2 protein-coding genes, 1 tRNA gene and 2 pseudogenes are annotated in these 2662 nt (G+C 54.9%); 2 read left to right on the top strand and 3 right to left on the bottom strand.

The window, feature by feature from the left end:
* Positions 1 to 326: 326 nt before the first annotated feature.
* A pseudogene (locus AAEZ10_RS27125) lies at positions 327 to 710 on the top strand (SelB domain-containing protein); the annotation flags it as partial.
* A gap of 5 nt (positions 711 to 715) precedes the next feature.
* A tRNA-Sec gene (locus AAEZ10_RS27120) sits at positions 716 to 811 on the top strand.
* Positions 812 to 909: 98 nt separating this feature from the next.
* On the opposite strand, the gene AAEZ10_RS27115 is transcribed toward AAEZ10_RS27120, so the two are convergent.
* The 3 genes and pseudogenes from AAEZ10_RS27115 to AAEZ10_RS27105 form a co-directional block, all read right to left on the bottom strand.
* On the bottom strand, positions 910 to 1200 hold the full coding sequence (locus AAEZ10_RS27115; RefSeq protein ID WP_016770737.1) for a type II toxin-antitoxin system RelE/ParE family toxin: 291 nt from the start codon (positions 1198 to 1200) through the stop codon (positions 910 to 912).
* Positions 1193 to 1438 carry a type II toxin-antitoxin system ParD family antitoxin gene (locus tag AAEZ10_RS27110; protein ID WP_016770738.1) on the bottom strand — a complete coding sequence of 82 codons (246 nt, stop codon included), beginning with the start codon at positions 1436 to 1438 and terminating at the stop codon, positions 1193 to 1195. The genes AAEZ10_RS27115 and AAEZ10_RS27110 overlap by 8 nt, the downstream gene beginning before the upstream one ends.
* A gap of 327 nt (positions 1439 to 1765) precedes the next feature.
* A pseudogene (locus AAEZ10_RS27105) lies at positions 1766 to 2662 on the bottom strand (hypothetical protein); the annotation flags it as partial.

Genomic DNA, 2662 nt, shown 5'->3' with positions numbered 1-2662 from the left:
AACCCGATCGCTGATTCGTCAGCGACCGCACCACAATAGAACCCGCCCCCAAGGCGCACAAGCCGGCGGATTCTGGCGTAGCTGTAGGCAACGGCGCAAGGATTTGTAGCCTTGAGACCGTATCCGCAGGTGTCTTTTAAACAGCTTCGTTTAATTCAAAAATTGCGACGGCATTGATGGCCTCTTCGCGAGCAGGCTCGCTCCCACAGTTGGAAGGAATTTCCCTGTTGGAGTGAGCTTGCTCGCGAAAGGGCCATGCCGGCCAGCAGAAAAGACTCGATCACGCGCGCTGTTTAAATTACTGGCATATAAATCCGTCCCCTTTTCTTCGGCAGAAATTACAGCCGTTGTTCGAACAGCCCGGCGTCGCCCCCCCGTGGGTGGGCGACGCGGCGAAAATGCTCGGCGAAGACGACGCCAGTGTTCGCCTGTTAATGCGCAAATTGGCACGGCTGGGCCTGATGCACCAAGTGGTGCGCGACCTGTTTATCAGCGACATCGTCCTGCGGCAAATGGCGGCGCTGCTGCTGAAACTCGCCGAAGAAAATCCGTCGATTCAAGTGACAACCTTCCGCGATGCGCTAGGCTTGGGACGCAAACGCTGTATTCAGTATCTGGAATATTTCGACCGACTCGGCCTGACCCGCCGCCTCGGCGAATCCCGCCAGATCCGCCCCGACAACGCGCTGGCTGACGCCTGCGCACCCTGAGTTCAGGAAGACAATCGCGCCCGGTGGCGCGGCCGGGCTTCAAACCCGGTTGGGGACGGCATCCGTTCCCGGGCAGGTTCGACTCCGGCTGTCTTCCGCCAGTCTCCCAAAAGCAAAGATCGCAGCCTTCGGCAGCTTCTACATCGATTTGTGGAGCTGCCGAAGGCTGCGATCTTTGGTTTTCGGTGATACGAGAAGGTTAGAGATTACGCTGCGCTTCCATCCGGTCATGCAAGATTCTGATTATCGCGATCCCATAGGCGGTGATTCGAAAATAAATCACGTGACTCTCCACGCTGCAGCGTCGGTAACCGGGGCGGATCGCGTCGCATGCGGGTGCTGTTTTGGGACGATCAGCCAACTGCTCGAAAGACGCAGTCAGGATGTCGATGTAGCGATTGGCCTGATCCAAACCCCATTGTTGAGCTGTATAGGTCCAGATAGCCTCAAGATCCGCTTCGGCGGCGGGGGTAAGTCGGTATTCAGCCATGCGCCCTCAACATTCTCTTTTTGAAAGCATCAGCATCGAATGGCCGGGGGGCACCACTGGATTCTCCTTCTCGAAGGGCTGCGCGGACGGTTTCCAGTTCAGCGTTTCGCTCTTGCTCTCGACGGATCAAATCGCGGATATATTCGCTGTCGTTGGTGTAATGTCCCGCTTCTATTTGAGCTTTGATCCAATGGTCTTGCTGGTCAGTCACGGTTATGGTTTTTCGTACGGTAGCCATGGTCGGGCCTTTTGCGGGTGGGGAACTTTGCGCAAATTATCATACTAATGGTGCGCTAACGAGTATGAGCCTAACCGTTACAAGAACGAATCACAGCCTTCGGCAGCTCATGCGTATATCACTCGAGCTGCCGCAGGCTGCATTTTCAGAACCGCAACCGAATCTGCTGCCCGAACACATCCATCGGGTTAAATAAATCCGTCCCCTTTGTGATCGCGAGCAGGCTCGCTCCCACATTTGGAATGCGGTCAATCTGTGGGAGCGGGCCTGCTCGCGAAAGGGTCATTACGGCCGGCACAAAGACTCGACTCATCCACGCTGTTTAAATCAATGGTATGGCTGTTCGTCAAGCAACAAGGGCAGCTTCCGCCGTCGACCTATGACAGGGTAACTACCGCTGATGGTAGTTAGGCCGATGGCCACCCCCATATGTCGATGATCTGCGGGGTCGGGAGGGACGGCTTTACCATTGGCAAACAGATAGGTGATTTGGGCTTGGTCGTTTATGGCAATGGTGCCATAAAAATTAGGAGATCTCTGACCTAGAAAACTTGATTGAAACTGAAAACAGATGGGGGGGTTGAAGGTTTGCGTGGTAGTCCTTGTAAACGGAATAGGCTCCAGGCCCTGATCTCGCAGGTAGGCGTGCGCCGCACCCCAAGTCAAAGCTCGGGAATCAGCGAATAATTCGTACACATTGGAACATTTCACCGGGTATTGAGCAGTTCTCCCCGCTGCATCTCGTACTTCGATCACGGTCGACCCGTTTGAGACAGAGTAGACCTCACCCGTCGTGAAGTGGACGGTTGCGATGTGCACGTTGTGAGAGGTGAAGGTAAAAGGCGGGGTTCCATCAACTGGAAGCCGAGTTGCATGGGACTGTGGAGACTTATAGCTGGTTCGGGTCCAGTCTGGCTGATAAGTGGATTGCGGGGACATATAGTAGTTGAGGCCGCCGAGCAGCATTTCCGACGGATCTATCTTCAATGGCTTGGCCACACTCACCGTATAAGTACGCACCCGAAGCGGCACCGCTTTTGTCTTGTCCTTAAGCCCATCAAGATTGACGGCACAAACCACTCTCAACGAGCTTCCATCTTTCAGGTTCTTCAACCACTCGACTTGCGCCAGGAATGAAATCCTGTCCGCCAGTTCACTAGGCCCGCCGGTCGAAACTTCCTTGGTTACCGGGTTTCCATCCGCGTCGACGCCTTCAAAATCAAC

The organism is Pseudomonas sp. H26/SER47-MNA-CIBAN-0231, from assembly GCF_040310465.1.
GTDB lineage: Bacteria > Pseudomonadota > Gammaproteobacteria > Pseudomonadales > Pseudomonadaceae > Aquipseudomonas > Aquipseudomonas atacamensis.
The sequence above is the reverse complement of the archived record's forward strand: the minus strand, read 5'-3'. Positions and strand labels throughout refer to the sequence as shown.